Source organism: Maribacter sp. (assembly GCA_020629415.1).
In the GTDB taxonomy this organism is placed as follows: Bacteria; Bacteroidota; Bacteroidia; order Flavobacteriales; family Flavobacteriaceae; genus Maribacter; species Maribacter huludaoensis.
The window spans coordinates 24,193-47,685 of sequence record JAHDDL010000021.1 but is presented as its reverse complement, the minus strand read 5'-3'; the positions used below and the strand labels follow the sequence as shown (position 1 = coordinate 47,685).

Sequence of the window (23,493 nt, the reverse complement as noted above, 5' to 3'; positions counted from 1 at the left end):
AAGTTGTTCTAATTTTACTTAAAATTGGATAACTTCAGATAATTAAACATAAGTAAACACTATGAGAAAGTTCACCCTATTGATTACAGTATTTGTCATCTCTATTAATGGTTACGCCCAACGTAAACCCAAGATAAAAGGAAATAAAAATGTCATTGAGGTACGTGAAGATTTAGAACCTTTTAATGCTATTGAATTAGTGGATGATTTAGATATCGTTATTCAAAAGGCTACATCTGAAGGTTATGCATTAGAATTGGATGATAATTTGGTAGACGTTCTTAAATTCAGGGTAGATAATGGAACGTTAAAAATATCGTCGTTTTATAATATTACCGGAAAAAAGAAACTGGAGATTACAATTTTCTTTCAAGAGCTAAATAGTATTAAAATGATGAACGGTAAAATTAGTATGAAGGATGTCATTTCTACTGATAGGCTAGAAGTACAAACGTACGGTACTTCTAGGTTAGAACTAAATGCTACCGCTGATATTATGGATATTAATATGGAGGAAATTAGTTCTGGTGATTTTAATTTAGCGAGCGACTCATTAAACCTTACATTGAAAGATAGGATCGATGTTAAATTATACACTACGGGTGCCAGCAATAATATATATATGTATAAAAATGCATCGGCTAAAGTGGAAGGCACATCAGAATATTTAATGACAAAATTATATGGTAATACCTCATTAAAAGCATCTGATCTTCAGGCGAATCATGTACTCGTAGTTGCTGAAGATTCACCTGATATAGAAATAAGAGCCTTAAATACATTGCAACTTAGCTCAAAGGGGTCCGCTAGGACCAAACTTTATGGCGATGCAGAAATAACTATCCTTGATTTTATGGATACATCTAGATTGGAAAAAGAACGTAATTAATTTGCAATGGGAGCGGTCATTAAATGAACGGGTATGCCAAAACCATCTACCAAACTATTAAGATGTGGTCTTAATTCTGTACATAGTCGTTCTACTCGTTGTCGTATAGCTTTAGATTTGGTTCCGCTTATATATCCTTGTTCTAAATACCATGATGCATTTTTTCTAATTTCATGCAGGGCGTATAGCGTACCCAGTTTTTCAAATAATTCCTTATAAGCTGGGTCTTTAATAGTCCTATTGTGTTCAATAAACGATTTGTAAGCCAGTTCTGCGCTATAAGCTTTGCCAAGTGTCATTAAATGTGTTTGTACCTTTAAAAAGGCTTGATATGAAGGAATACCTTTTTTAATATACCCTCTAATGCGCATTGCAAGGGTATAGGTCAATCTTCTAGTTCTATGTTCTAAGGCATGGACATGAAATTTAGGGTTGTACAAGTGGTCCTTGTCGGTCTTGTTAGTGTATAGCGGATTAATAGTTGATAGCTTATCGCTAAGTTGAGAGCTCAATAATTTTAAAACAGTTGAAAAACCTGCGCTATTAAACTCAGCCTTAAAATCTGACAGAACGCCTTTGGCCGCCAATTGTAGTAATACATTGTTGTCCCCCTCAAACGTGGTAAAAATATCAACGTCACCTTTTAAATCCGCAATTCTGTTTTCTAATAGATACCCTTTACCGCCACAGGCTTCGCGGCATTCCTGTATGGTGTCGTTTGCATACCATGTAATAATGGATTTCAGTCCTGCAACTTGTGTTTCAACCTTTCTCTTGTCAGGTTGCGTTTCATCGCAATATACCGTCATCATTTTATCTAATGTAATGTGGTATACATATGCGCTTGCAACTAATGGAGTTAAACGAAGTTGGTGCGATGGGTAATCCATAAGCAGGTCTTCCTGTATTTTGACACTGTCATTGAATTGCCTTCTTTTTAATGCATGTTTTATAGCTACGGTCAGTGCAAATTTTGCACCGCCTAAGCCTGCTCTTGCTACACAAATTCTGCCGCCCACTAAAGTGCCCAACATAGTAAAGAATCGTTTGTTCGGATTCTTTATTTCTGAATAATAATCTCCATTCGCTAGAATAGTACCGTACTTGTTCAATAGGTTTTCTTTTGGCACTTCAACTTGATTGAACCAAATTTTACCATTATCAACTCCGTTAAGACCTAATTTATAGCCATTATCTTCAACTGTTACACCAGGTAGTAATTCATGTTTCTCGTTTCTCAGGGGTACTAGAATAGCATGTACGCCTTCATTTTTTCCGTTTACAATGAGTTGGGCAAATACAGATGCCATTTTTGAATGTATGGCATTACCTATATATTCTTTGTTGTCATTTTTTCCTGGTGTGTGTATAACAATGGTTTCTGAGTCTTTGTTATAAGTAGCCGTAGTTTTAATTCCTCGTACATTAGATCCGTGCCCGGTTTCCGTCATGGCAAAACATCCTAATAATTCAGCTTTACCGGTGTCTTTTAAATACTTGTCATGGTGTTTTTTTGTTCCAAGTTTCTGAATACTTCCACCGAACAACCCAAATTGAACTCCAAATTTTATAGAAAGACTTCCGTCCGCCCACATCATATTTTCAAAGATGTATGCATAACCTTCCATATCATTGGTGCCGCTATAGGCATCTGGGTAGGCCATTGCTCCGTATCCTTTATCTGCCAAAAATTTAACTTGTTTTAAAACATGATTACGAAAATCCTCTTTGTTTCGTCTTACTTCCCAAGAGAAAATTGGATCTTTTAATGCGGTTCTAAAAGAATCTATTGCTTCCGCATGATTTCCCTTTAAAATTGTGTCTATGGTTTTTGACGAATATTGAGATGATTTATTTTCTAGATCAATATGCACGTCAAATAGATAATTGTAATGATTGGGTTGAATGCCCAAGTTTATTTCAATACTTTTTATTTGATCGTTGTACGATATTTTATCGTGATAGTGCGATGCTACTTTTTGGCTAAAAGCTGTTAAGGGATAAGTTTCATGCTCCACTAACTTAACACCACTGTTATTGATTAATTGTTTCCAGTATTTAAAGGTCTCGTTCTTTGGTGGATTTTTAACGTTCATCCACGCTTTAAGCTGTTTTTTATCCTCTGTGGACAAGGTGTCATCATCAGAAATGGCTTTCTCAACCACATTTATTTCAGATGCCGATAACAGATCGTCTGACCATATGATATAAAATATAGGAATATATTGTAGTACTTGTGCTGGGTAATTTTCTTTTGTCATGCCATGAATTTACAATTTTTAGTTAGATTTCTTACAGGTATTTAACGGTCATTTAGGTATTTTAATAAATTGAATTAGCTACCGTTATAAGTTTAAAGTTATCTGGTGTTTGTCTATCTTTGTTAGTGTATGAACGAGTATTTAGACCCATCTGCTGATGGTTTCTCTAATGAGGAACTTGATATTGAAAGAGCATTAAGACCTGTAAATTTTGATGATTTTACCGGTCAGGACCAGGTTCTTGAAAACCTGAAGGTTTTTGTTGAAGCTGCGAATAGAAGGGGCGAGGCATTGGATCATACCTTGTTTCACGGTCCCCCAGGTTTAGGTAAGACTACTTTGGCGAATATTCTTGCCAATGAACTAGGGGTTTCTATTAAAATTACTTCGGGTCCTGTTCTAGATAAACCTGGAGATTTAGCGGGCTTGCTTACCAATTTAGACGAACGTGATGTTTTGTTTATTGATGAAATTCATAGATTAAGCCCTATAGTTGAGGAGTATCTATACTCTGCAATGGAAGATTATAAAATAGATATCATGTTAGAATCTGGGCCAAATGCCAGATCTGTTCAGATAAATTTAAATCCATTTACGTTGATCGGTGCAACTACAAGGTCAGGATTGTTGACCGCTCCTATGCGTGCCCGTTTTGGTATTCAAAGTAGGTTGCAATACTATTCAACCGAATTACTTTCAACTATCGTGGAACGTAGTGCAGAAATTCTACGCGTACCAATTTCTCAAGATGCGGCAATTGAAATTGCTGGCAGAAGTAGGGGTACGCCCAGAATATGTAATGCTTTGCTGAGAAGAGTGCGAGATTTTGCCGAGATCAAAGGGAATGGCTCTATAGATATGGAAATTTCAAAATTTAGTCTGAAGGCCTTGAATGTGGATGCCCATGGTCTAGATGAAATGGATAACAAGATTTTGACCACTATAATCGATAAATTTAAGGGCGGTCCTGTGGGGATTACCACTTTGGCCACGGCGGTATCCGAAAGCGCAGAAACTATTGAAGAGGTGTATGAGCCATTTTTAATTCAGCAGGGTTTTATCATGAGAACTCCACGAGGTAGAGAAGTGACAGAATTGGCATACAAACACCTAGGAAGGATTAAAGGAGGAATTCAACCTGGATTGTTTTGAGTATCGATATTAAACATAAATGGACCAATAGTATTAAAACCGAAGCCAAACGCCTCGGTTTTTTATCATGTGGAGTGTCCAAAGCAGATTTTTTAGAAGAAGAAGCTCCTAGGTTAGAGAGATGGCTCAATAATAATATGAACGGCGAAATGAGCTATATGGCAAATCATTTCGATAAAAGATTGGATCCAAGAAAGTTAGTAGAGGGGTCAAAGTCCGTAATTTCCCTTTTGTTAAATTATTATCCTAAAGAAACTCAAGATGAAGATTCATACAAAATTTCCAAGTACGCATATGGTCATGATTACCATCATGTAATTAAAACAAAACTCAGACAATTACAAGAATTTATAACGGATGAAATAGGCGAAGTCAACGGGCGGGCCTTTGTAGATTCTGCACCTGTGCTTGACAAAGCTTGGGCTGCAAAAAGTGGCTTGGGTTGGATCGGTAAGCATAGTAACCTGCTAACCCAACGGGTGGGGTCGTTTTACTTTATAGCAGAATTAATAGTTGATTTAGAACTGGAATACGACCATGCGGTAACAGATCATTGCGGTACATGTACGGCTTGTATAGATGCGTGCCCTACGCAGGCAATTGCGGAGCCATATGTAGTTGATGGCAGTAAGTGTGTTTCATATTTTACCATTGAGTTAAAAAACGAATTGCCAAACGAAATGAAAGGTTCTTTTGATGATTGGATGTTTGGCTGCGATGTTTGCCAAGATGTTTGTCCTTGGAACCGGTTTTCAAAGCCGCATAATGAACCTTTGTTCAATCCTAATCCAGAATTGCTCAGCATGACCAGAAAAGATTGGGAGGAAATTACCGAAGATGTGTTTAGAAAGGTATTTCAAAAATCTGCAGTAAAGCGAACGAAATATGACGGACTTAAAAGGAACATTGATTTTTTAAAAGAATAGTTCACTTTTTTGGAAATCTTAATATGTTTTTAGTATGTTTCCATCTTGCTGAAAATTATTTTTAATACTCTAACGTTTGAGTTTTTGCCAGGGCGTTCTAATCTTCATTTCGTCCCTAACTTTAAGCTTTTAAGTACTATATTGGATTCCTGTTTTAACAAAATGGCACTATAGCTTATTTCATTTGCAAGTGCTCATTTAAGAAAATTCGATAGAAAGAAAGATTTAAGATGAAGAATAAAGTTCAATTAATTACTTATGTAGATAGGTTGGGTAAAAGTGACATTAAGGGGCTTGACCTTTTGTTGAAAAATCAATTCAAAGATTTGTTCGGTGGTGTTCACATGCTTCCCTTTTATTATCCTATAGATGGAGAAGACGCTGGGTTTGATCCTATTGATCATAAACAAATTGATAAGAGATTAGGTAGCTGGGCCGATGTTAAAGAGTTAAGTGCATCTGTAGATGTTATGGCAGATTTGATCGTTAACCATATGTCCGCCAAATCACCTGAATTTCAGGATTTTTTGAAAAAAGGGGAAGATTCTGAATTTGCAGAATTGTTTTTGACTTTTGATACAGTTTTTCCGAACGGAGCTACTGAAAAGGATTTAATAGAAATTTATAGGCCACGATCTGGATATCCATTTACAAAAGTAAAATTTGATAACGGTCAAGAAAGGCTTATTTGGACCACTTTTACCACAAATCAAATTGATATAGATGTTCATTCTAAAAAAGGGATTGATTATTTAGAGAGTATTTTAGTTGAGTTTCAGAAGTCTGGGGTAAACATGATTCGCCTAGATGCTGCCGGATATGCTATTAAAAAAGCAGGTACTAGTAGTTTTATGATAGAAGAAACCTTTGCTTTTATAGATGAACTTACAACAAAGGCCAAGAAAATGGGCATTGCTGTATTGGTAGAGATTCATTCATTTTATAAAACTCAAATAGAAATTGCAAAAAAAGTTGACTTTGTCTATGACTTTGCTTTACCAGTGTTGGTCTTGGATACCCTATTTAACGCCAGTGCAGAGAATTTAAAAAATTGGTTGAACGTAAGTCCAAGAAACGCAATTACGGTTTTAGATACCCATGACGGTATTGGCATAGTGGATGTAGCATCTGAAAATGGACAAAAAGGGCTGATAGATGATGCAACTTTAAATGCCATTGTAGAACGTATGCACGAAAATAGTGGCAATACAAGCAGAAAGGCAACAGGAGCTGCTGCTTCAAATCTAGATTTGTATCAAGTAAATTCAACTTATTTTGAAGCGCTAGGTAAAGATGAGAACGCGTATTTAGCGGCAAGGGCCATTCAGTTTTTTGTTCCAGGTATTCCTCAAGTTTATTATGTAGGACTTTTTGCCGGTGAAAACGATATGGACTTATTGGCCAAGACCAACGTGGGTAGAGACATTAATAGACATTACTATTCCCAAGATGAAATAAATGAATATGTTGAGACGTCTTTCTTTGCAAAGTTTAAACAATTGATCATTTTAAGAAATACACATACCTCTTTTAATGGTGAGTTTATTTTGAAGGAATCGTCTAATTCTATTTTAAATATTAGGTGGGAAAATGACAGGCAATGGTCAGAATTGTACCTGGACTTAAAATCAATACATCTAAAAATCACCTATTCTAACCGTGATAAGACAGATTCATTATATTGAATTCGTGCTAGTTAAATTGCTATAACGTTATAGTGCCGGGAATTTCAAATTTCTTACCAACATTTTATGTTCTAAATTATTTAATATGCTATCTTGTTAAGCTAGTTATAATAGGATATTATGAAAATAAGCAAACCAAGTTTAAGTTTTTGGCAAATATTCAATATGAATGTTGGGTTTTTAGGAATTCAGTATAGTTTTGGATTGCAGCAAACAGCTATAAACCCAATCTTCCTATACCTGGGTGCCCCAGAAGATATGCTTCCTATTTTAAATATTGCAGGTCCTGTAACCGGTTTGATCGTACAGCCAATCATAGGTGCAATGTCAGATAAAACTTGGTCTCAGCGTTGGGGTAGAAGAAAACCTTATTTTTTGATCGGGGCAATTTTGGGCAGTTTGTGTTTGTTCGCTTTCCCAACGAGTCCTGTTTTATGGTTTGCAGTTGGTTTGTTATGGATTTTAGATGTGGGCAATAATATGGCAATGGAGCCCTACAGGGCATTTGTTGGAGATAAATTGCCGGACAATCAATTAAGTTTAGGGTACCAGATGCAGAGTCTTTTTGTAGGTGCCGGTATTCTTTTGGCGAACGGATCTATAGTGCTGTTTCAATATTTGTTCGGTGGCGAATCTGTAGAGGTTGCGGGTACAATTCCTACTTGGTTGTACTATTCATTCTACATTGGAGCCATTCTTTCTATTACGACTATTCTTTTTTCGGTTTTAAAAACTCCTGAAATTCCGCCTTCATCTGAAGAGTTGACAGATATCCTCAAAGCAAAGTCCAAACCTTTGACGGAGCGTATTGCCTTGCCCTTTAGAGAAATTGCAGAATCTATAAAGAAGATGCCAAAATTCATGTGGAAGGTAGGCGCCGTGTATTTGTTTCAATGGTATGCTTTATTCATTTATTGGCAGTATACTACACCATTGTTTAAATTGACTATGGGTTATACTACGGGAGAAGCTGCTTCACAATCCGCACAAATGAGTTTAACGTACAATATTGTCACCATGGTCGTGGCTTTGGCCTTGGTACCGCTTACACTTAAGTTTGGTGGAAAAAAGGTATATGCGTTAAGCTTGTTCGGTACTGCCATTTCTTTATTCACTATTCCGTATATCACAGATCCCGTAATGGTTTTGGTGCCAATGGTTTTATTTGGTATCGGTTGGGCGGCTATGATGGGTATACCTTATACGATGGTATCAAAAGTAGTTCCTCAAGAAAGACGTGGCGTATATATGGGAATCCTAAATATGATGATAGTAATTCCTATGGGGATAGAGACCCTTACCTTTGGTCCAATTTATAAATTCTTACTTGGAAATAATGCAATTAATGCCATGTTGTTTGCAGGAGCCTTTTTTGCGATATCTGGTTTTCTGGCATTAAGACTTAATGTTTCGAGTAAAGAAAGTATGGTTGATTAGTGATATCATATTTAGCTAAAAGCTTTTTTGATCGGTGGTATTTATTTTGTTTGTATAAATACGTATCCTCATAATGCTTTCTTACAGAATACCTTTAAATTTGTTTTTTTAAATAGAAGCGTATGAGCAATGAAAAGCTAAGAAGAGAAGCACTTATTTATCATGCCAAGCCACAACCTGGTAAGATAAAAATAGTTCCTACTAAACCTTATAGTACACAACGTGATCTGGCTTTGGCATACTCACCTGGTGTTGCAGAGCCATGTCTAGAAATAGCAAAGGACAAGGATAACGCCTATAAATATACATCTAAAGGTAATTTGGTTGCCATTATTTCTAATGGTACCGCTGTCCTTGGACTAGGAAATATTGGTCCTGAGGCATCAAAACCTGTGATGGAAGGTAAAGGTCTTCTTTTTAAGATTTTTGCAGATATAGACGGTATTGATATTGAAGTGGATACTGAAGATGTAGATAAGTTTATTGAAACCGTTAAAATGATCGCCCCAACATTTGGAGGCATAAATCTTGAGGATATTAAGGCTCCAGAAGCTTTTGAAATTGAAAGAAGGCTAAAAGAAGAGCTGGATATTCCTGTTATGCACGATGACCAGCATGGTACGGCCATAATTTCTGCAGCTGCATTATTGAACGCATTAGAGCTTTCCAACAAAAAGATGGAAGAAGTTCGCATTGTTATCAGTGGTGCGGGTGCTGCCGCAGTATCATGTACTAAATTGTATAAGGCGTTTGGCGCTAAAGCTGAAAATATAGTAATGCTTGATAGTAAAGGTGTTATTAGAAAGGATGCCGATAATTTATCACCTGCAAAGAAAGAATTTGCTACCGATAGAAAAATAGACACGCTAGATGAGGCTATGGTAGATGCCGATGTTTTCGTTGGTCTTTCTATAGCCAATATTGTTACTCCGGCCATGTTGAAATCTATGGCGGAAAACCCTATTGTGTTCGCTATGGCAAATCCAGACCCTGAGATTGCCTATGATTTAGCAATTGCTACACGTAAGGATATAATTATGGCAACGGGAAGATCCGATCATCCTAATCAAGTAAATAATGTACTTGGTTTTCCATTTATTTTTAGAGGTGCGTTAGATGTCCGGGCAACAGCAATCAATGAAGCTATGAAAATGGCGGCAGTAAAAGCTTTGGCAGATTTAACTAGACAGCCCGTACCAGAGCAAGTAAATATTGCTTATGGCGAAACAAGATTGACTTTTGGTAAAGAGTATATTATTCCCAAGCCTTTTGATCAAAGACTAATATATGAAATACCACCTGCCGTAGCCAGGGCAGCAATGGAGAGTGGTGTTGCTAAGGCACCAATAGATGATTGGGATAAATACAGAGAGGAGTTGATGCTTCGCTCGGGCAACGATAATAAAGTGGTTCGTCAACTTCATGCCAGGGCACGTAGCCATACCAAGAAAATTGTATTTGCCGAAGCTGACCATTTAGATGTTCTAAAAGCGGCCCAGATAGTTTATGAAGAAGGTATTGCAATTCCTATTCTGTTAGGTAGAAAAGATATCATTCTTGAATTAAAGAAAGAGTTGGAGTTTGATGCTGACCTTGCCATTATTGATCCAATGTCAGAAGAATTCGATGAACGCCATATACGTTATGCTACCAAATACTGGGAAAGTCGAAAGCGAAGCGGAGTAACCTTTTACAGCGCAAAAATAAAAATGCGCGAGCGTAATTATTTTGGCTCCATGATGGTAATGGAAGGCGATGCGGATGGAATGATTTCTGGTTATTCAAGGGCATACCCTACGGTGGTAAAACCAATTTTAGAAGTTGTTGGTAGAGCAAGTCAGGTTAAGAAAGTGGCTACGGTAAACATTATGATTACCGATAGAGGGCCGTTGTTTTTGGCCGATACTTCAATAAATATAGAGCCCAATGCAGAAGAATTGGCTGATATTGCACAAATGACAGCTAATGTTGCCTCTAATTTTGGCTTTAATCCCGTTTTGGCAATGTTGAGCTATGCTAACTTTGGTTCCTCAACACATCCTAATGCTAAAAAGGTTAGAGAAGCGGTTCGTATTCTTCATGAAACTCAGCCAGATTTAGTGGTAGATGGGGAAATACAAACCGATTTTGCATTAAATAGAGAACTTCATGAAAGTAAATTCCCGTTTTCTAAGCTTGCAGGCAGAAAAGTAAACACTCTTATATTCCCAAATTTAGAATCGGCTAACATTACCTATAAATTACTGAAAGAATTGAATAGTGCAGATTCTATAGGACCTATTATGGTAGGTTTGCGCAAAGCGGTTCATATTATGCAATTGGGTGCCAGTGTAGATGAGATAGTTAACATGGCGGCAGTAGCGGTAATTGATGCTCAAGAGCGCGAAAAGCGCAAAAAAGCTAAAGGTTCAAAATAATTTTTACGTAATTAATAACTGAAATAGGGAAATTGGTAGCTATACTTATTTCCCTTTTTAATTTAAATAGATCATGATACATCACTTAAAAGGAAAACTAGTAGAGAAAAACCCAACTCATGTTATTATTGAATGTGGTGGTGTAGGGTATTTTGTAAATATTTCTTTAAATACTTTTTCCAAGTTGCCGGAGCAGGAAAATATTTCCATTTTTACGCACCTTCAAGTGAAAGAAGATTCTCACACATTGTTCGGGTTTGTGGAAAAATCTGAACGTGAAATTTTTAGGTTATTGTTATCTGTCTCGGGTATTGGGTCAAGTATAGCCAGAACCATGCTTTCATCTATGTCTCCCTCTCAGGTCAGGGATGCCATTGCCAATGGGGATGTTGCTTCTATACAAGCGGTAAAAGGTATCGGTGCCAAAACGGCACAACGTGTAATTTTAGATCTTAGGGATAAGGTCTTAAAAGTTTACGATATAGACGAACTTTCGTTAAGTACAAACAATACAAATAAAGATGAAGCGTTATCTGCTTTAGAAGTTCTGGGCTTCGCACGCAAACAATCAGAGAGGGTTGTCGATAAAGTGCTTGGTCAGGATGCTTCGCTAAGTGTCGAGGGCATAATAAAACTCGCGCTCAAAAATTTGTAAAAAGTTTGAAAAACGGGGTAACTAAATTTCTTAAAATTTCTTTTAAGCACGTCTTTGTATTCTTTATGTTTTTGGGTTCTATAACCAGTGTTGTAGCTCAAGGAACAGAAGAACAGCAGGTAGACTCGGTAAAGACAGGATACGATCTTGGAAGAATTCTTATTGAGAATCCAGAAAGCATTGTGTCTAAATATATTTATGACCCTAAACTTGATCGTTATATCTATAATGAGAGTGTGGGCGATTTTAATATTGGTTATCCTATAATTCTTACACCGGATCAATATTTTAAATTGATCAGGGAAGAAGGAATTAAATCATATTTTAAAGAAAAATCCGATGCTTATTCGGGTAAAAAAGAAGGTAGTGAAGAAGCACGTAAAAATTTACTTCCCAACTTCTATGTAAATAATGATTTCTTCTCTACAATTTTTGGAGGTAATACTATTGAGATAATTCCCCAAGGATCCGTTGCAATGGATTTAGGTGTTATTTGGCAGAAAAATGACAACCCTTCTTTATCGCCTAGAAATAGAACTAACCTTTCGTTTGATTTTGATCAACGTATAAGTCTTAGTATGTTAGGTAAGATCGGTGAGCGCTTGCAAGTGACCGCTAATTATGATACCGAGGCAACTTTCGATTTTCAGAACATTGTAAAATTAGATTATACGCCTACTGAAGATGATATTATCCAGTCTATAGAAGTAGGTAACGTGAATATGCCACTTAATAGCTCTTTGATTCAGGGAGCCCAAAGTTTATTTGGTGTAAAAACAAAATTACAGTTTGGCAAAACCTCTGTGACCGCAGTTTTTTCTGAACAACGTTCACAAAATAATACCGTAGTTGCTCAGGGTGGGGGTACTTTAAATGATTTTACGTTGACCGCCCTGGACTATGACGAAAATAGACACTTTTTCCTGGCACAATATTTTAGGGACAATTATGATGATGCCCTATCTGCCTATCCGTATATACAGAGCCAAGTACAGATTACCCGAATAGAAGTATGGGTTACCAACAGAACTCAGCAAACATTGAATGTACGTAATGTAGTGGCAATTCAAGATTTAGGTGAATCTAATATTGCCAAGACCAGGGTAGGTCAAAATAATGGTAGTGGGGCTGGCTTCTTCAACGGTCCGGCAGATGTAAGACCTAGAAATAACGCTAATGACTATGACCCCGCTTTAATACTTTCTGGAGGTGGTGCCTTAAACGATAATATTAGGGAGATTGCAACTGTTGAAAGTGGATTTAATGCGGGTAGTTTTGCCGGAGGATATTCTCCAAACCAGGGTTTTGATTATGCGTACCTAGAGAATGCAAGAAAATTAGAGCAGGGTAGGGATTATGATTTCAACTCACAATTGGGTTATATATCCTTAAATCAACGCCTAAGTAACGACGAAGTTTTGGGTGTTGCCTATCAGTACACCTTTCAAGGTCAAGTTTATCAAGTAGGTGAATTTGCAAATGGAGGTATAGAAGCTACTACCGTTACACAAGACGTTAGTGCCGTAATTGAGAATAATACATTAATACTTAAACTTCTTAAAAGTAATATCACCAATATCTCTGATCCTATTTGGGACTTGATGATGAAGAATATTTATGCTACAGGAGCATATAGTTTAAGTCAGGAAGATTTTAAGATGAATATTTTATATTCTGATCCTACTTCAAGAAATTATATAACCCCGGTAGAAGAAGGTCCGGGTTCTGGTTGGCCAGAAGGTTTAGAAGAGACTATTCTATTAAATGTATTTAACTTGGATAGATTAAATGTCTATAACGATATACAACCTGGTGGAGACGGATTTTTCGATTTCATTAGTGGGCAGACTATAGATGTGCAAAACGGCCGAATCATCTTTACCAAAGTAGAACCTTTTGGAGAGTTCTTATATGAAAAGCTACAGAATGGTAACAGTGGCCAGTATGATGTTACTTCTGGTTATAATGCCAACCAAGAGCAATATGTATTCAGGGATATGTATGCTTTAACAAAAACTGCGGCACTTCAAGATCCGGAGAAGAATAAGTTTTTGCTAAAGGGCTCTTATAAATCTGAAGGAAGTAATGGTATTTCTATAGGTGCATTTAACGTACCTCAAGGTTCTGTGACGGTGACCGCAAATGGTAGGACTTTGCAAGAGGGTATAGATTACACGGTTAATTATCAATCTGGTACGGTTCAAATTTTAGATCCAAGTTTAGAGGCTTCAAATGTGCCTATTAACATATCGGTAGAGAATAATGCTGTGTTCGGTCAGCAAACGCGTCGTTTTACCGGTGTAAACGTAGAGCATCAATTCAATGAAAAATTTGTTTTGGGCGGTACGTTATTGAATATGAACGAACGTCCGTTAACACAGAAATCTACCTATGGTGTAGAGTCTGTAAACAATACTATTTTTGGTTTAAATACTAACTTTTCTACAGAGGTGCCTTTCTTGACCCGTATGGTGAACAAGCTGCCAAATATAGATACAGATGTGCCTTCCAATATATCGGTAAGGGCAGAAATGGCGGCCTTGATACCCAATTCTCCTAAAAATGCTGATTTTGAAGGGGAAACAACTACGTATTTGGATGATTTTGAAGGTGCGCAGGCATTAATAGATATTAGGGCATCGTTAGGGTGGTCTCTTGCGAGTATGCCTTTGGAGTTTGGTAATGATGATCAACCGTTTGGTAGTTCGCCGGAAGATTTAAATAACTTATTGAACGGTTACGGTAGGGCCAAGTTATCTTGGTATACTATTGATCCCATATTTTATACTACGCAAAGACCGGCTTCTGTTAGTGATGACGATCTTTCCATCAACGCTACCCGTAGGGTTTATATTGATGAAGTTTTTCCAGAAACAGATGTGGCGCAAGGGCAAACCCAAGTACAGACCACTTTGGATATGGTTTACTATCCAAATGCTAAAGGACCGTATAATAACAACCCGGATTTTGAAACTGAAGCTCCGTCGGAAAAATGGGGCGGTATGATGCGTTCTTTGAGTAGTACGGATTTTGAGCAGAGTAATGTGGAGTTTGTTCAGTTTTGGGTAATGGACCCATATGTTGATGGTATTGCCAATGGTGCGGGTGAATTGGTGCTTAACCTTGGTAATATATCCGAGGATATTTTGCGCGATGGTAAAAAGCAATATGAAAACGGTTTGCCCGGTGTAAACAGTAACGATTTTGTTTCGCCTACCTCTTGGGGCGAAGTGCCCGCAACGCAATCTTTGGTCTATGCTTTTGATGCTGACGAAAATAATAGGGTTTTGCAGGATACCGGTTTTGATGGTTTGGATGATGTGCGTGAAGCAGATGTATATACCAGTAACCCGGGCAGTGATCCTGCATTGGATAATTATGTATACTATTTAAATAGAGAAGGTAGTATTTTAGAAAGATATCAAGACTTTAATAATCCACAAGGGAACTCGCCTGTTTCGGTAACAAATACGGACAGGGGCTCAACTACATTACCAGATGTGGAAGATGTAGATAGAGATTTAACAATGAATACCGTAAATAGCTATTATGAGTACCGTATTGCTATTAAGCCGAATACTACTATTAACGATAAGTATGTAACCGATATCATTGAAGGTACAGCAAGTGGGGAACCAAGAATATTAAACGGAGATGAGGTTAATTACCGTTGGATACAATATAAAGTTCCATTGAGCGACTTTACAGATGCCATAGGCGGTATAACAGATTTTAGGTCTATCAGTTTTATGCGTATGTACATGACAGGGTTTAATAGTCCTACAGTTTTGCGTTTTGCAACTTTAGATTTGGTTAGGGGAGATTGGCGTACCTATACAAGTACATTACAAGATAAAAATATTGATAGTGATCCCTCTGACGACGGTACTACCTTAGATGTAAATACCGTAAACATAGAAGAAAATAGTAGTAGAACCCCAATACCGTATGTATTGCCTCCTGGTGTGGTTAGGGAACAGTTAAATAATAACAACACCATTATTCGCCAGAACGAGCAATCCCTTTCATTGACAGTTTCTAATTTAGAGTCTGAAGATTCACGCGGAGTGTTTAAAAATTTGAACGTTGATATTCGTCAATATGAGAAATTGAAAATGTTCATACATGCCGAAAAAATTATAGATAGTGATTATGCGGATACCTCTACACCTTTGGTAGGTTTCTTGCGTATGGGTACAGATTTTACCCAAAACTACTATCAAATAGAATTACCGTTAGAGTTTACGCCTTTTACGGCGGTTTCAGATGATGAAATCTGGCCAGAGAACAACGAGATGAATATTTTGCTTAGCGATTTGACAAAAGTAAAGTCGCAATGGATTGCAGATGGTGAGCTTAGTGATGTTCGGTTCTTTGAAATTGATAATGGTGAAGTAATACCTGTTGGTGAGTTTGATGTTCGTACACCAGGTAGAATACGTATTGGTATTAAAGGTAACCCTTCTTTAGGTAGTATACGTACTATGATGGTGGGGGTTAAAAACCAGGATATTTTACCGGCAAGAGGTGAAGTATGGTTTAATGAACTACGCCTTGCAGGATTGGATAATAACGGTGGTTGGGCCGCAATTGCCGCAGTTGACGGTAATATTGCAGATTTTGCCAACTTTAGTGCAACGGGTAGTAAGAGTACTTCTGGTTTTGGTTCAATAGATCAAATGCCAAATGAGCGTGCACGTGAAGATGCCGTTTCATATGATGTTGTTACCAATGTTAATGTTGGGCAATTGCTTCCTAAAAAATGGGGTATTCAATTACCGTTTAATTACGGAATATCAGAACAGATGATCACACCGGAGTTTGATCCTGTATATGATGATTTAAAACTAGCGGATAGAATAGCAGCCGAAGATACCCAAGAAGGTAAAGATGAGGTTTTAGAGCAGGCAGAAGACTATACAAAGCGTACCAGTATTAACTTAATTGGTGTGCGTAAAGACCGTAGTGAAGAGGCCGATGCTAATTTCTACGATATTGAAAACTTCACCTTTAACTATAGTTATAACGAAACAGACCATAGGGATTTTGAAATTGCTGAGTTAAAAGAACAGAATGTAAATACCGGTTTTGTATATAATCATAGTTTTGAACCGGTTGAAATTGCACCGTTCGCCAAAAAGGATTCGCTCTTAACGGGTAAATATTGGAAATGGTTGAAAGATTTGAACTTAAACTTGTTACCGTCAAATATTGGGGTTACCTCAAATATCAATAGGCAGTTTAATGCACAACGTTTTAGGGATGTTTATACCGATGGTGAGGACAGAATAGAATTGCCGGAGCTTCAGCAGCGTAATTATTTATTTAATTGGCAGTATGCGGTCAATTATAATTTGACCAAATCACTTAGATTGAACTTAACAGGTTCCAATAATAATATCGTTAGAAATTACTTGAACGAAGATGAGCCTGTAGAATCAATAGATAGAATTAGAAATGAATTAGGTTTATGGGATGGCTTTTTTGATGTAGGTGAGCCAAACAGACATTCTCAGCAAATGCAATTGAACTATGAGGTGCCATTTTCTAAAATACCTGCGTTAGATTTTATTAGTACACAATATTCTTACACCAGTAATTTTGATTGGCAAAGGGGTGGTGATGCATTGTTCGAGGTTGCCGGTGAATATATCAACACCGTGCAAAATGCAAATACACATACAATAACTTCGTCTTTGACCATGCAAAAGTTCTATGATCTTATCGGACTTAAAAAGCGTTCCGCTCCAAGAGCATCAACTGCCGGTCCTATACGAAGGGATAAATCTGGTGCTGTCTCCGAAGATCAAGAAAAAATTAAAGGTAAAACAAGTGATTTGTTCAATACCGTAGTAGATATTGTTACCATGGTAAAAAGATTGAATTTCAACTACAGTGAGAACAATGGTACCGTACTTCCTGGGTATACACAATCTGTAGGCTTTGTAGGTACTACGAAACCCACTATTGGTTTCTTGTTCGGTAGTCAGTCAGATGTTCGTTATGAAGCGGCTAGAAATGGTTGGCTAACCGGTTTTCAAGAATTTAATGAGCAATTCATCCAAAGAACAAACAAACAATTGAACATTACCGCTACTGCGCAACCAACCAAAGATATTACTATAGATTTGGTCGCGGACAGACAATATTCTGATAGTTATCAAGAGAATTTTAATGTTGTTGATCAAGAATATAATCTTCAGTTGGGCAATAACTATGGTAGTTTTAGTATCTCTACTATGATGATCGGTACTGCATTTGGTAAGAGTGATGAGTTTGACTCAAGTACCTTTCAACAGTTTAAGGATAATAGGATTACAATAGCTAATAGATTAATTTCCGATCGTTCACAACCTGTAGGTGAGTTAGATGAAGATGGTTTCCCGCAATTGTATGGTAAAACGCAACAAGATGTTTTGTTACCGGCATTCTTTGCAGCATATACGGGCCAAGATGCCGAACGCGTAAACTTAGATACGTTTAGAGATATTCCAATACCTAACTGGAGTATTAAATATACGGGTCTAATGAAGAGCAAATGGTTTAAAAAGAAATTCAAGCGTTTTTCTTTAAGCCACGGGTATCGCGCATCATATAGTATAAACTCGTACCAAACGAATTTAGAAAAGGTTCAATTGATCAAAGATGGTGAAAATGCTATTAATGCAGAGAATCTAGATGTTTTGCCCGATCTTATTTTAAACAATGTGGTGCTTACAGATCAATTTAACCCATTGGTAAGGGTAGATTTTGAAATGAAGAATTCTGTTAGTGTATTGGCGGAAGTAAGAACAGATAGAACATTGTCATTAAGTTTTGATAATGATTTAATGACCGAGATTAATGGTAAAGAATATACGGTTGGTTTAGGGTATCGTTTTAAAGATGTAAAATTTGTAACCAATATTGGAGGTAATAAAACAAGGCTAAAAGGTGATTTAAATCTGAAAGCGGATGTAACTTTAAGAGATAACATTACTATTATTAGAAATTTAGATATTAATAATAATCAAATAACCTCTGGTCAGAATCTAATGTCATTGAAGTTTACTGCAGATTATGCGCTAAGTAAGAACTTAAATGCATTGTTCTTTTATGATCATTCATTCTCTCAATTTGCAGTCTCCACTGCTTTTCCGCAAACAACCATTAATACCGGGTTTACAATTCGCTACAATTTTGGCAACTAATTTGGAAACTTAATAAAAAGTTGAATACAGATTAAATGAGGCCTTATTAAACATTTATAAATGTTTTGATAACCTAAGTTGAAAACTTTACATTTGCCGAAGTAAAATAATAAACGATTATAATGAATATACCAGCCGAATTAAAATATACAAAAGATCACGAGTGGGTAAGGATCGATGGTGATGTTGCCACTGTAGGTATTACAGATTTCGCACAAGGTGAATTAGGTGATATTGTTTATGTAGAAGTAGATACTCTTGATGAAACTTTAGAACGAGAAGCTATTTTTGGAACAGTTGAAGCTGTAAAAACTGTTTCTGACTTGTTTTCTCCTTTATCCGGTGAGATTATCGAGTTTAATGAAGCACTTGAAGATGAGCCGGAAAAAGTAAATAGTGACCCATACGGTGAAGGTTGGATGGTAAAAATTAAATTTAGCAATGCTAGCGAATTAGATGATTTGTTGAGCGATGCTGCATATAAAGAGATAATTGGTGGTTAAAAACACTATTTATAAAATACTTTTCATAAGCTGGATGATGTTTGTAACATTTTTCAGCTTATTTTCTTTTTCGGGAATTGGTGCCTCTAGCTTCAATATTCCGCATATGGACAAAATCGTACATTTTACCTTCTATTCTGTAATGGTGGTGCTGGGTTACTTGGCTATACCCAAAAATAAAGAACAATTGGTAGGCAGGGCTAAGTTGTTGTGGTACATTGTTTTATTCGCGATAGTCTACGGCATAATTATTGAAGTATTACAACATGTGGCAACTTCTGACAGGCATGGTGATCCGCTAGATGCTTTGGCAAATTCTACCGGAGCTCTTGTAGGATTGTTGGTCGTTAGATTTCTGTTTTTTCGAGTGCCCTCGTTAAAATGAAAATTTTAGTTGCATTTTTATCGATTAATTAGTTAAATTAGCAATCACTAAATTGAAAATATATGGAACCTAAAAAGAATCCTAAAGCGGATTTAACAAAGAACAGTAGTCTTTATTTCGTTATCGGTTTGTTCGCAGTAATGCTATTTACATATGTAGCATTTGAATGGAAAACGTATGATGAGGTGAATGATTATGATATTTCTATGAATGTGGATGATCTTTTAGATGAAGAAGTTCCAATGACAGAACAGATTAAAACTCCACCACCACCACCGCCACCAGCTGCACCAGAAATTATTGAAGTTGTAGAAGATGAAGAAGAGGTTGAGGAAACTGTAATCGAGTCTACTGAAACTAGTCAAGAAGAGGAAATCGTTGAAGTTGAGGACGTTGTTGTTGATGAAATCGAAGAAGACGTTGATGTACCTTTCGCAGTTATTGAAGATGTGCCTGTATTCCCAGGTTGTGAAAATGAAAGCGATAAAAGGGCTTGTTTCAACAAAATGATACAAAAGCACATTGGTAAGAATTTCCGTTACCCAGAAATTGCTCAAGAAATGGGTGTTCAAGGTAGGGTTAGTGTAATGTTCGTTATACAAAAAGATGGTAGTATTGGTAACGTTAGAATGCGTGGTCCAGATAAAAACCTAGAAAAAGAAGCAGCTAGAATTATTAGTAAGTTGCCAAAAATGACCCCTGGTAAGCAGAGAGGTAGAGCGGTACGTGTTCCGTTTAGTATTCCTATCAATTTTAAATTACAATAGTATTTAGTTACTGTTTCAATACATATAAAATCCCGGGCAAAATGCTCGGGATTTTTTTTATCATTTTTTTTAGCTCAATTGTCTTTATAAAGACAAGTCTTGTGTTGTTATTTTTTCCGTTGTAGAATGGTATACAGAAGGGCACTTTCAATAATACTAGAAATAAAGCATTTAGGTTGCAGAAATATGACTGGGGCGTTATCTTTGCACCCCTATTAAAAGAAATATGAAGATGGCTGTTGGTTCGGAAAATGAAAGTGCTGTTGCATTGATTTTTGCCGATTTTAAGGAGATTACCAAGGCTAGATTAGCTGTAAGTGTCGTCTTTTCTTCTATTGCCGGTTATTTCCTTGGGGCCAATGAAATACTATGGGGGCAAGTGTTGTTATTGGCATTTGGCGGTTATTGTATGGTAGGTGCAAGTAATGCTTATAATCAAGTTATTGAGAAAGATTTAGACGTTTTAATGAAGCGTACTAAAAATAGACCTATTCCTGCTGGTCGTATGACGGTGAACACGGCCATGATACTGGCCATTGTTTTAACATTACTGGGTATTTTGTCATTATATCTCTTGAATCCGAAAACAGCAATGTTCGGGGCTATTTCCATTTTCTTGTACACCAGTGTCTATACTCCTTTAAAAACAATAACACCATTAGCTGTTTTTGTTGGTGCCATACCAGGGGCAATTCCTTTTATGTTGGGTTGGGTGGCAGCTACAGATGATTTTGGTATAGAGCCCGGTACTCTTTTTATGATTCAGTTTTTTTGGCAATTTCCACATTTTTGGGCGCTTGGGTGGATGTTGGATGACGATTATAGGGCTGGCGGATTTAAAATGTTGCCAACAGGTAAAAAAGATGCGGCTACGGTGTTGCAAATTATTATGTACACTATATGGATGATGGCGGTTTCTATCATTCCTGTTTTTGGAATTACCGGTAGGTTGCAACTATCAATAGTTTCGGCCATAATTATCTTTTTAATGGGGGCGGTAATGTTGGCGTTTGCATTTCAATTGTATAGAAAGAGAGATAATGTATCTGCAAGAAAATTAATGTTGGCAAGTGTCAGTTACATAACACTGATGCAAATGGTTTACGTAATAGATAAATTTTTAGCTTAATTATGGATTTAACACAAGGTACCGAGGCAGAGAAGAACGCCAGGGCGAAGAAGATGATGCTTTGGTTTGGAATTATTAGCTTGTTAATGGGTTTTGCTGGATGGACAAGTGCTTACATTGTAAGTAGTTCAAGAGAAGATTGGTCAAGTGATGTTTCACTGCCAAATGCTTTTCTGTACAGTACAATCGTTATCATTATTAGTAGTATAAGTTATATGTTGGCAAAAAAGGCTATTAAAGATGGTGAAAATGCCAGCGGTACTAAATGGCTTTGGATTACGTTAGGTCTAGGTATACTTTTTATCTTTTTGCAATTTTCGGGTTTTTCTGAAATGGTGGCACAAGGGTATTACTTTACCGGACCAACTAGTAGTATTAAAGTTTCATATGTCTTTTTGATTGCAATGGTGCATGTAGTGCACGTTGTGGCAGGTATGATTTCTTTATTGGTGGTTTTGTATAATCAAAACAAGGGAAAATATAGTAAAGAGAACTATTTAGGTGTTACCTTAGGGGCAACATTTTGGCATTTTTTAGATTTATTGTGGGTCTATTTGGTGTTATTTATGTTCTTTGTAAAATAAAAAGTGTATCAAAATAAGTTTTGGGTCAAATTGCGTTTTTAAATAGTTCAAAAAAATGTAAATTTGCTAAAGTTTTATTAAAACTATAATTAATTATATGAATTCTACGGTGACTACGGGAACGGAAACAAGCGTATGGGGTGGTGGCAATCAACCTTTAGGAGCAAGCTACGGAAAAATGATGATGTGGTTTTTCCTTGTGTCGGATGCCTTAACTTTCTCTGGATTTTTAGCGGCATACGGCTTTTCAAGATTTAAATTTATTGAAACATGGCCCATAGCGGACGAAGTGTTTACACACGTTCCTTTCTTTCATGGTAACTATCCTATGATATATGTTGCCTTTATGACTTTTATTTTGATCATGTCATCGGTAACAATGGTATTGGCGGTAGATGCTGGTCATAAAATGAAAAAGAATGCCGTTACCTGGTATATGTTCGCTACTGTAATTGGCGGTATTATATTCGTTGGGTCTCAAGCTTGGGAATGGGGTACTTTTATTAAAGGTGATTTTGGTGCTTTAGAGACAAAGGGAGGTAGAATCTTACAGTTTGTAGATGCTACTGATAATGAGAAAAGAGTTGCTTTATCTGAATTTGCAACTTCTATTCCTAGTGAAAGAACCGTTCATGAAAGAAAAAATGGTGTTTGGTTTTATGACGAGGCTACTAGAACTAGTGTTTCTCTTAACGAGGTAGTTGAAGGTTTTAAGGCAAACCCTAATGTATTGATCAGAACAGAGCTTATTAACGAAGAAGGTAAGAAAACCGTACTTGATAGAAAAGCTTCGTTGGCTAAATTGGCAGATGCAACACAAGTTGTAGAAGGTGCTAATTTGGTTCATAATGAATATGGCAGCAGATTATTTGCAGATTTCTTTTTCTTTATTACAGGTTTTCACGGTTTTCACGTATTCTCTGGGGTAGTAATAAATATTATTATTTGGTTTAATGTTATTCTAGGTACTTACGAAAGAAGAGGACATTATGAAATGGTAGAAAAAGTTGGTTTATACTGGCACTTTGTAGATTTAGTTTGGGTATTCGTATTTACCTTCTTCTACTTGGTATAATCCTTATAGAAACAATCAGCATAATGTATAAAGAATTTTAGATTAAAGTAACATGGCAGACGGACATAAATTAGAAATTTTCAGAGGACTTGTAAAGTTCAAATCCAATACACAGAAAATTTGGGGAGTTTTAGCGTTTTTAACGCTTATAACTGCTGTAGAAGTAGTATTAGGTATCATCAAACCAGAATCGTTGACCGATACTTACGTATTGGGTATGAAGCTTATTAACTGGGTTTTTATTATTTTAACTTTGGTTAAAGCATACTATATTGCTTGGGATTTTATGCATTTACGTGATGAGAAGTCGGCTTTAAGACGGGCAATAGTTTGGACACCGATATTTTTGGTTATTTATTTGACATTTATACTGCTTGTAGAGGCAGATTATATCTATAACGTATATAAAGAAGGTTTCGTAGGATGGAACTTCTAAGT

At 36.7% G+C, this 23,493-nt stretch carries 16 protein-coding genes; 15 read left to right on the top strand and 1 reads right to left on the bottom strand.

The annotated features are described in order from the left end of the window. Positions 1–61 precede the first annotated feature (61 nt). Positions 62–889 (top strand): GIN domain-containing protein, encoded by an 828-nt coding sequence (locus tag QZ657_RS10095; RefSeq protein ID WP_291960448.1) that lies wholly within the window; start codon positions 62–64, stop codon positions 887–889. Here the strand turns inward: QZ657_RS10095 and QZ657_RS10090 are convergent. Next, entirely contained in the window at positions 886–3,150 is a 2,265-nt protein-coding gene (locus QZ657_RS10090) for an acyl-CoA dehydrogenase (RefSeq protein ID WP_291966660.1), read from the bottom strand. The genes QZ657_RS10095 and QZ657_RS10090 overlap by 4 nt on opposite strands. Positions 3,151–3,279: 129 nt before the next feature. On the opposite strand from QZ657_RS10090, the gene ruvB reads away from it, so the two are divergent. From ruvB to QZ657_RS10020, 14 genes are all read left to right on the top strand, one after another. Next, entirely contained in the window at positions 3,280–4,302 is a 1,023-nt protein-coding gene (gene ruvB / locus QZ657_RS10085) for a Holliday junction branch migration DNA helicase RuvB (RefSeq protein ID WP_276471560.1), read from the top strand. A gap of 2 nt (positions 4,303–4,304) precedes the next feature. Continuing rightward, positions 4,305–5,228: a tRNA epoxyqueuosine(34) reductase QueG gene (gene queG, locus QZ657_RS10080; protein WP_291966681.1), complete on the top strand. Its 924-nt coding sequence runs from the start codon at positions 4,305–4,307 to the stop codon at positions 5,226–5,228. 230 nt (positions 5,229–5,458) lie between these two features. Beyond that, positions 5,459–6,913 carry a sucrose phosphorylase gene (gene gtfA, locus QZ657_RS10075; protein WP_291966658.1) on the top strand — a complete coding sequence of 485 codons (1,455 nt, stop codon included), beginning with the start codon at positions 5,459–5,461 and terminating at the stop codon, positions 6,911–6,913. A 120-nt stretch (positions 6,914–7,033) separates the two neighbouring features. Then, the gene (locus QZ657_RS10070) at positions 7,034–8,350 is read left to right on the top strand and encodes an MFS transporter (RefSeq protein ID WP_291966656.1); all 1,317 of its coding nucleotides are present in this window, start codon (positions 7,034–7,036) and stop codon (positions 8,348–8,350) included. 122 nt (positions 8,351–8,472) lie between these two features. After that, positions 8,473–10,767, top strand: a complete 2,295-nt coding sequence (locus QZ657_RS10065) for an NADP-dependent malic enzyme (protein WP_291960453.1) — start codon at positions 8,473–8,475, stop codon at positions 10,765–10,767. A 73-nt stretch (positions 10,768–10,840) separates the two neighbouring features. Beyond that, positions 10,841–11,422 (top strand): Holliday junction branch migration protein RuvA, encoded by a 582-nt coding sequence (gene ruvA / locus QZ657_RS10060; RefSeq protein ID WP_291966653.1) that lies wholly within the window; start codon positions 10,841–10,843, stop codon positions 11,420–11,422. A 5-nt stretch (positions 11,423–11,427) separates the two neighbouring features. After that, positions 11,428–18,612, top strand: coding sequence for a cell surface protein SprA (gene sprA, locus QZ657_RS10055; RefSeq protein WP_412759685.1), 7,185 nt, complete (start codon positions 11,428–11,430; stop codon positions 18,610–18,612). A gap of 122 nt (positions 18,613–18,734) precedes the next feature. Further along, positions 18,735–19,115, top strand: a complete 381-nt coding sequence (gene gcvH, locus QZ657_RS10050; protein WP_276471565.1) for a glycine cleavage system protein GcvH — start codon at positions 18,735–18,737, stop codon at positions 19,113–19,115. Positions 19,116–19,149: 34 nt separating this feature from the next. Continuing rightward, complete coding sequence (locus tag QZ657_RS10045; protein WP_366934165.1) at positions 19,150–19,500, top strand: VanZ family protein; 351 nt, start codon at positions 19,150–19,152, stop codon at positions 19,498–19,500. Positions 19,501–19,562: 62 nt separating this feature from the next. Then, positions 19,563–20,267, top strand: a complete 705-nt coding sequence (locus QZ657_RS10040) for an energy transducer TonB (RefSeq protein ID WP_276471566.1) — start codon at positions 19,563–19,565, stop codon at positions 20,265–20,267. 226 nt (positions 20,268–20,493) lie between these two features. Further along, positions 20,494–21,396: a heme o synthase gene (gene cyoE / locus QZ657_RS10035; RefSeq protein WP_291966652.1), complete on the top strand. Its 903-nt coding sequence runs from the start codon at positions 20,494–20,496 to the stop codon at positions 21,394–21,396. Between the two features lie 2 nt (positions 21,397–21,398). Beyond that, entirely contained in the window at positions 21,399–21,980 is a 582-nt protein-coding gene (locus QZ657_RS10030) for a heme-copper oxidase subunit III (protein ID WP_276471568.1), read from the top strand. A gap of 97 nt (positions 21,981–22,077) precedes the next feature. Continuing rightward, positions 22,078–23,055 (top strand): cytochrome c oxidase subunit 3, encoded by a 978-nt coding sequence (locus QZ657_RS10025; protein WP_276471569.1) that lies wholly within the window; start codon positions 22,078–22,080, stop codon positions 23,053–23,055. Between the two features lie 52 nt (positions 23,056–23,107). Next, complete coding sequence (locus tag QZ657_RS10020) at positions 23,108–23,491, top strand: cytochrome C oxidase subunit IV family protein (protein ID WP_276471570.1); 384 nt, start codon at positions 23,108–23,110, stop codon at positions 23,489–23,491. The last annotated feature ends 2 nt before the right edge of the window (positions 23,492–23,493 follow it).